7 protein-coding genes are annotated in these 7,582 nt (G+C 62.6%); 4 read left to right on the forward strand and 3 right to left on the reverse strand.

Features of this window, described 5'->3' with window-relative positions; all coding sequences use genetic code 11:
* Positions 1-71: 71 nt before the first annotated feature.
* Both A2J01_RS13455 and A2J01_RS13460 read right to left on the reverse strand, forming a co-directional pair.
* Complete coding sequence (locus A2J01_RS13455; protein ID WP_003942632.1) at positions 72-734, reverse strand: potassium channel family protein; 663 nt, start codon at positions 732-734, stop codon at positions 72-74.
* 86 nt (positions 735-820) lie between these two features.
* A complete protein-coding gene (locus A2J01_RS13460) occupies positions 821-1,486 on the reverse strand; it encodes a potassium channel family protein (protein WP_003942587.1) in 666 nt (221 codons plus the stop codon).
* 171 nt (positions 1,487-1,657) lie between these two features.
* Here A2J01_RS13460 and A2J01_RS13465 point away from each other — a divergent pair, with 171 nt between their 5' ends.
* The 4 genes from A2J01_RS13465 (at position 1,658) to A2J01_RS13480 (ending at position 7,264) form a co-directional block, all read left to right on the forward strand.
* The gene (locus tag A2J01_RS13465; protein ID WP_007732857.1) at positions 1,658-3,652 is read left to right on the forward strand and encodes an APC family permease; all 1,995 of its coding nucleotides are present in this window, start codon (positions 1,658-1,660) and stop codon (positions 3,650-3,652) included.
* A gap of 48 nt (positions 3,653-3,700) precedes the next feature.
* Entirely contained in the window at positions 3,701-4,969 is a 1,269-nt protein-coding gene (locus A2J01_RS13470; protein WP_064112883.1) for a class I SAM-dependent RNA methyltransferase, read from the forward strand.
* Between the two features lie 154 nt (positions 4,970-5,123).
* On the forward strand, positions 5,124-5,612 hold the full coding sequence (locus tag A2J01_RS13475; protein WP_064112884.1) for a MarR family winged helix-turn-helix transcriptional regulator: 489 nt from the start codon (positions 5,124-5,126) through the stop codon (positions 5,610-5,612).
* A 5-nt stretch (positions 5,613-5,617) separates the two neighbouring features.
* Positions 5,618-7,264, forward strand: coding sequence for an MDR family MFS transporter (locus A2J01_RS13480; protein WP_007732863.1), 1,647 nt, complete (start codon positions 5,618-5,620; stop codon positions 7,262-7,264).
* A gap of 51 nt (positions 7,265-7,315) precedes the next feature.
* On the opposite strand, the gene A2J01_RS13485 is transcribed toward A2J01_RS13480, so the two are convergent.
* Positions 7,316-7,582 (reverse strand): SIMPL domain-containing protein (locus A2J01_RS13485; protein ID WP_156519267.1); only part of this gene is annotated, 267 nt, incomplete at its 5' end.

Below are 7,582 nucleotides of genomic sequence, written 5' to 3' on the forward strand. Positions count from 1 at the left end.
TTGTCGGTGACTACGGTGTTTTCGGGCGCTTGTGCCATGTGATTCCCTTTCGTCGTCAGTGTGTTCGTCGGTCAATTCTCCAGGCGGAGTGCAACGCGCAGCTGATCCTCGGCGTCGACGGCCGCAACGAAGAGCAGTTCGTCCCCGCCTTCGATGGGATCGTCCATCTGCGGGACGATCACGCGTCCGCCACGCAGGATGGTGACCAGTGCGCAGTCTCGCGGAAGTTCGAGTTTCTTGACGGCTTTTCCGGCAAGAGGTGTGTTGTCGGGCAACGTGATCTCGACGAGGTTGGCCTGTCCCTGCCGCAGTGTCATCAGTTTGACCAGGTCACCGACCGAGACGGCCTCTTCGACGAGCGAAGCGAGCATCCGCGGTGTCGAGACGGCGACGTCCACGCCCCAGGACTCGTCGAAGAGCCACTCGTTGCGGGGATCGTTGACGCGGGCGACAACTCGGCGAACACCGAACTCGGTTTTCGCGAGCAGACTGAGGACCAGGTTTGCCTTGTCGTCTCCGGTCGCGGCAATCACGACCTCGTACGACTCCATCGACGCGTCCTCGAGTCTGCTGAGTTCGCAGGCGTCCGCGTGCACCCACTTCGCCTCGGGCACCGACTCCGGTTCGATGTGATCGAGTTTGCGTTCGATCAGCATGACGTCATGTGAGCTTCGAATCAGCTCTCGCGCAATGGAACGGCCTACGGCGCCGGCTCCGGCGATGGCGACCTTCATCGAGAACTTCCAATCACGTTGTAGTGCAACACAGTCGCAGTCTTGTTGTGGGGGGCGGCGTACGGATCAGTCATCTGCGGCCTCCCTCAGTCGTCGCTCGGCGGCGGGTTGCCGGCCAGTGCGACAGCTTCGGCGACGGTTCCCGACACGGCGGCGATGTAGACCTGATCGTCGGCCTGGATGACAGTCTTGCGGTCGGGGAGAATGCCGGTCCCGAAGCGGATGATGAAGGCGACTCTCGAACTGGTCGCGCCCTCGAGGAGCGCGATCGGCTTGCCCGCCCAATCCTCGTGCAGGGCAAGTTCGGTGATGGCGACAGTGCCCGAAGGATCGCGCCACTTCGCAGTCTGACTTTCCTTGGTCAACGTGTGCAGGAAACGATCCGTCGACCACGGCACGGTGGCGACCGTGGGAATGCCGAGTCGCTCGTAAACGGCGGCACGCTTGGCGTCGTAAATACGTGCGACGACGCGTTCGACGCCGAAAGTCTCGCGTGCGACTCGCGCTGCGATGATGTTGGAATTGTCTCCCGAGGACACCGCGGCAAAGGCGTCGGCCCGCTCGATTCCCGCCCGGACCAGCACGTCACGGTCGAACCCCATTCCCAGAACCTTGGTTCCCGGGAAGTCGAGATCGAGACGCAGAAACGCACTCTGATCGCGGTCGATGACGGCGACCTCATGTCCGATCCTGGTCAGAGACGCGGCGAGGGAAGAACCCACTCGACCGCACCCCATGATGACGACATACACGCCCTACTCCGTTCATGGACCCTCATGGCGCGATTGCACGCCGAATCGAACGGTACAGCCCCTCACGGGAAGAGCAAGTACAACGGTCGCTCGCGTGCCGGTTGTCACGACAAAAGGTGAAGTTGGGGCTCTGATGACTCCGAATCGGGCGAGACGGCTTACGCTTTGCACGTGTCTAAGCTCTCGACCGCTACCAAGCGGCTCCTGCTCGGTCGGCCGTTCCGAAGCGACAAACTCGGGCACACGCTGCTACCCAAGCGAATTGCACTACCGGTCTTCGCGTCCGACGCGATGTCGTCCGTCGCGTATGCCCCCGAAGAAATCTTCCTGGTTCTCTCCGTCGCGGGTATTTCCGCGTATGCGTACACCCCCTGGATCGGATTGTCCGTCGCCATCGTCATGGCTGTGGTGGTGGCGAGCTACCGCCAGAACGTCCACGCATACCCCTCCGGTGGCGGCGACTACGAGGTCGCGACGGTCAACCTCGGCCCGACCGCCGGTCTGACCGTCGGTAGTGCGCTGATGGTCGACTACGTGCTGACGGTCGCCGTGTCGATCTCGTCGGCTGCGTCGAACATCGGCTCGGCGCTACCGTTCGTCGCGCAGCACAAGGTGTTGTTCGCAGTTGCGGCGATCGTGTTGCTGACCGCGGTCAACCTTCGCGGTATCCGTGAATCGGGGACCGCGTTCGCAATTCCGACCTACGCATTCATCGTCGGCATGTTCCTGATGCTTGGGTGGGGATTCTTCCGGATCTACGTCCTCGGCGAGGATGTGCACGCGGAATCGTCGTCGTTCACGCTCAACGCCGAGGATTCGCATCTGTACGGAATTGCCTTCGCGTTCCTGATCGCCCGCGCATTCTCCTCGGGCTGTGCCGCACTGACCGGCGTCGAGGCCATCAGCAACGGCGTACCGGCGTTCCAGAAGCCGAAGTCGCGCAACGCTGCCACGACCTTGCTGCTGCTCGGGTCGATCGCCATCGTCCTGCTGATGGGCATCATCATCCTGGCTCAGAAGATAGGCATCGTCTACGCACACAATCCGCAGGAACAGCTGGTCGGAGCGCCGGAGGGCTACCATCAGAAGACCTTGATCGCGCAGATCGCCGAAGCCGTGTTCAGTGGTTTCCCGATCGGTTTCTTCTTCATGGCGATCGTCACGGCACTGATCCTGGTTCTGGCCGCGAACACCGCGTTCAACGGATTTCCGGTACTCGGATCGATCCTGGCGCAGGATCGGTACCTACCGCGTCAGCTGCACACGCGCGGCGACCGACTGGCATTCAGCAACGGAATCCTCTTCCTCTCCGGTGCTGCCATCGCATTCGTCGTGGTGTTCGGCGCCGAGGTCACCAAGCTCATCCAGTTGTACATCGTCGGCGTCTTCGTCTCGTTCGTGCTCAGCCAGACGGGCATGATCAAGCACTGGACTCGGCATCTGAAGTCCGAGACCGACAAGGCGCAGCGGGCCCGTATGCAGCGCTCGCGAGTGATCAATTCGATCGGTCTGGCAATGACCGCCACCGTCTTGATCATCGTTCTGATCACCAAGTTCGCTGCCGGCGCATGGATCGCCATCGTCGCGATGGTCGCGATCTTCATCGTGATGAAGATGATCCGCAAGCACTACGACAGCGTCGCAGCCGAGCTCGAGGAGCAGGAGTGGGACGGCGTACTGCCCAGCCGCACGCACTCGATCGTGCTCGTCTCGAAGTTGCACATGCCGACGATGCGAGCTCTCGCCTACGCGCGAGCAACGCGACCGGACACCCTCGAAGCCATCACGGTCAACGTCGACGAGCCCGACACCCGTGCACTCGTGCGTGAGTGGGAGAAGAGCGACGTGACGGTTCCGCTCAAGGTGATCGAGTCGCCGTACCGCGAAATCACCAAGCCGGTTCTCGATTACGTCAAGCGTGTACGACGCGATGCTCCGCGTGACGTCGTCACCGTCTTCATTCCCGAGTACGTCGTCGGACACTGGTGGGAGCAGATCCTGCACAATCAGAGCGCGCTTCGTCTGAAGAGTCGTCTGCTTTTCCAGCCCGGCGTGATGGTGACCAGCGTTCCGTGGCAGCTGAGTTCGTCGGCAAAGGCGAAGCCGCTCGACATCGAGAAGACCGCAGGTGCCACGCGTCGCGGTTACGACACCGGCGAGAAATGATCACCGGCGAAAAATGATCGGCAACATCGAAATGGCAGGCGTAGTTCGTTGAGTGAGAATTGGACCGGACAGACCTTCGAGGTCGATCTGGGCAACCCCGGTCACGGCGGGTTCGTCGTCGCCCGGCACGAGGGGCGGGTCGTGTTCGTCCGTCACGGTTTGCCGGGGGAGCGGGCGCTGGTCCGGGTGACCGAGGACAAGGGCGGATCGTTCTGCCGCGCCGACGCGATCACCGTTCTCGACGCTTCTCCGCATCGGATCGATCCGACATGCCCGATCTCCGGCCCGGGCGGGGCGGGCTGCTGCGACTACTCGCACGCGGATCTGAGCGTCCAACGTGAGATGAAGACCTCGGTCGTGCGGGAGCAGCTTCTGCGACTGGCTCGTGTCGAATCGGACGTCGAGGTAGAGGAACTGCCCGGAACCGGAGACGGAACGGGTTGGCGCACGCGAGTCCGGTTGGCGGTGGACGGGCACGGTGTCGCCGGATACCACGCGTACCGCAGCAACCGGATCGTCACAGACCTCCGGTGCACCCAGATCGATCAGAGCGCGTACGACGGTCTCGGCGGTGCGCAGTGGGCGCCAGGTAGCGAGCTGCAGGTCGTTCTCGACGCTGCCGGCGAGCGGCACGTCGTGGAAATCGCGGCACCCGCGGTGTCCAGGACGGGACGGCGGACGCCCGGGCGACGCGGCGCGATGGCACGCCGAGTGGCAAGCGGCGGCCCGCGAAAGACCCGAGTTGCCATCGGATCGGACACAGTGATCGAGCGCGTCGGCAGTCGAGAATGGGCGCTGGCCGCGACCGGTTTCTGGCAGGCCCATCGCGGCGCTGCGGCCGCGTACTCACAGGTGGTCGGGGAGTGGGCCGGAGCCGCTACCGCGGACACGGCCTGGGATCTCTACGGCGGTGTCGGCGTGTTCGCAGCTGCGCTCGCCGAGCTTGTCGGTCCGTCCGGCGTGGTGGAGTCGGTCGAATCTTCGGCGCGTGCAGTCGCGGACGGGCAGGCAGCGCTGTCCGATCTCGGTCAGGTGCGCTTCCACAGCGCCCGCGTCGAGAACATCATCGCGGATCTGGAGCGTTCGCCTGCTGTCGTCGTACTCGACCCGCCACGTGCGGGGGCCGGCCGTCAGGTCGTGGAAGCTCTCGCCTCAACGGGCGCTGAGCGGATAGTCCACATCGGGTGCGACCCGGCGTCGTTCGGTCGCGATATCGGCCTCTACCTGGAGCAGGGCTTCAGAATCGGTGGCCTCCGGGCGTTCGACGCGTTCCCTCAGACTCACCACATGGAGTGCATCGCGCTTCTCGAACGCTGAGACGTCCCGAAATCTTTCCCTGAAACGGTGTGACGCTTCTCGCGTTCACAACAGTTGCTTGCATTACGCAACTAATCGTATAGTTTCGTTCTGCAAGTAGTTTTCCGTTTTCAAGTCACGGCTCGTTCGGGCCACTCGAATTCAGGGGTAGGCAATGTCGGTACAGCCGGAGACGGCCCAAGCGCTCGTCGACACGATCTTCATGTTCGGCAGATCGCTGCGAGCCGCGGTCACCACCGGTGCAGACAGCCTGCTGCCGCCTGCGCTGGTCAGTGTGTTGTTCATGCTGGCAGCGCGTGGGGAGTGCCGACAGAACGAATTGGCCGTCGATCTGTGTGTCAGTCAGTCGTCGCTCAGCCGACAAATGTCGGATCTGGTCGACGCTGGGTATGTCGAGAGAAATCCCGATCCGGCTGACAAGCGGGCGTTCCGCATCCGAGTATCGGAAGCGGGACACGACGTTTTACGGAGAACCACGCAGCGGCGTGCGGCGCGTTTGCGCAACATGCTCGAAGACTGGAGCCAGGAAGAGGCCATGGCCGCAGTGACATCGCTGCAACGTCTCAACGAGACGTTCGGCGCATCGAATCGGCAGGCCTCACCGGCAGTTCCGCACACGGGCGTAGAAAGTATTGGGAGATAAGGCACATGGCAGCAACAGTAGGAGAAACCCGGGCAAGTACCGGAGGTGACGGATCGGCTCGCGAAGCGGGCGCGATGACTCACCGCGAAATTCTCGAAGCACTCACCGGACTCATCGCAGCGCTGTTCACCGCGCTGCTCAGTAGCACCATCGTTTCCACAGCGCTTCCCACGATCATCGGTGAACTGCACGGAACTCAGACGCAGTACGCCTGGATCATCACGACAGCGTTGCTCGCCACCGCGGCGTCGACGCCGATCTGGGGCAAGCTTGCCGACCTCTACAACAAGAAGGTCCTGGTCCAGACCGCGATCGTCATCTTCGTGATCGGCTCGGTCATCGCCGGCGCGGCGCACAACGTTCCGTTGCTGCTCGGTGCGCGTGTCATCCAGGGCATCGGTATGGGCGGTCTGACCGCTCTCGTCGTAGCCATCATCGGCACGATCATCCCGCCGCGAGATCGCGGTCGCTATTCCGGATACATGGGTGCGGCCATGGCCGTCTCGATGTCCGGTGGACCGATCCTCGGCGGCGTCCTCGTGGACACTGCCGGCTGGCGCTGGTGCTTCTACGTATGTGTTCCGCTGGCAGTCATCGCATTGTTCCTGCTTCAGCGCACACTGCACGTCGAGACCGTGAAGAAGGACAACGTCTCCATCGACTGGATGGGCGCCACCTTGCTCACCGCCGGTGTCAGCGTCCTGCTGATCTGGGTTTCGTTTGCCGGTCAGGACGACTACTACGCCTGGTTCTCGAAGGAGTCGGCCTTCTTCGTCATCGGTGGTCTGGCCCTGCTCGGCCTGACGATGTTCGTCGAATCCAAGGTCAAGGATCCGATCCTGCCGATCAAGATCATCACCGAGCGCACCACGGCTCTCGCGATCATCGCCTCGATCGCAGTTGGTGTCGGCCTCTTCGGCGCGACGACGTTCCTGACGCAGTACTTCCAGACCGCACGCGGATTCGATCCCACCGAAGCCGGATTGCTCACCATTCCGATGGTCGCAGGCATGCTCGTCGCCTCGGTCGGCTCGGGCCAGCTGATCACCAAGTTCGGTCAGTGGAAGCCCTTCATCGTCGCCGGCGCAGTTCTGCTGCTGGTCGGTTTCGGGCTGCTGTCGACGATCGACCACGCAACCAGCCTGTGGACAATCGGAATCTTCATCGCCATCGTGGGTCTCGGTACCGGCATGCTGATGCAGAACATCGTGCTCGCCGTGCAGAACACGGTCAGCGTCGAGAACATCGGCGCGGCCAGCAGTATCGTGGCGTTCTTCCGCACCTTCGGCGGCGCGATCGGCGTGTCGGTGCTCGGTTCGATTCTTGCGACCCGCGTCAAGACACTGACAGTCGATTCGGTCTCCACCTTGCCGCCCGAGCAGCAGGCAGTAGCTGGCAAGAGCCTCCAGGACGGCCTCGACCTGAGCAATATGCCTGACTTCGTCTCGCAGATCGTTCGGTTCGCCTACGGCGACGCAACAGGACGGATCTTCCTGGTCGCAGCGGTCGTCGCCGTGGTCACGCTCGTGTCGGTCATCTTCATCCCGAACCGTCCGTTGCGCACCACCATCGACATGGCAACCCCCGACGCCGAGCAGAAGTTCGAAGAAGAACGCGAAGAGAAGAACGAGGAGAAGAACCTCACTCGCTGATCCGCAAGCCCGGCTGGTCTACTGCCGGCCGCGTCTTCTGAATTACTGTTGTCACGCCATAGCCCATCGAACGCGGACCGAGATCGATTCTTCGATCTCTCCGCGTTCGACGGCTATCGGGGCCGAATCCGCTTTCATCGCCGCGACACGTCCGCGCATCGGCACGATCTGGTCGAAGTCCTCGAGCACCTCGAGGACTTCGACCAGATCTTTGTCTGCCAGGTATGCGAACTGTCTGGCTTTCGATTCGGCTGCCGTCCAGGCCAATTCGCGTGCTCTTGTCGCCAGATCGCTGCGGTCGTCGAGATCGAACTCCAG

Origin of the sequence: Rhodococcus sp. EPR-134, from assembly GCF_001647205.1 — a bacterium.
Classification (GTDB): domain Bacteria; phylum Actinomycetota; class Actinomycetes; order Mycobacteriales; family Mycobacteriaceae; genus Rhodococcus_F; species Rhodococcus_F qingshengii.